This is a genomic window from Aquimarina sp. AWH4_224, assembly GCF_056160245.1.
On record NZ_JBSWWU010000085.1, the window covers coordinates 1 to 276 of the forward strand.

General features: G+C 44.9%; 1 protein-coding gene. It reads left to right on the forward strand.

Annotated elements, in window-relative coordinates:
• A partial coding sequence (locus ACXAGJ_RS24805; RefSeq protein WP_474843900.1) for an Ig-like domain-containing protein occupies positions 1-276 on the forward strand: 276 nt, incomplete at both ends.

The window sequence follows — 276 nt, forward strand, 5'->3', positions numbered from 1 at the left end:
CTGCAGTTGTAAACAATGGAGGTACACCAAATGATCCAACGGATGATACGATTGACTTTACACCAGCCTTAGACTATAATGGTCCGGTAACGATCACCTATGAGATAGAAGATGCTGATGGAGATACAGACACCGCTACGGTTACTTTTGATGTCACTCCAGTAGACGATACGCCAACGGCTACCAATGATACTCCTGCTGATGTCGCAGAAGATAGTGGAACGACCAACATTGCAGTATTAGGAAACGATAGCTTTGGAGGAGATGGTCCAAGTA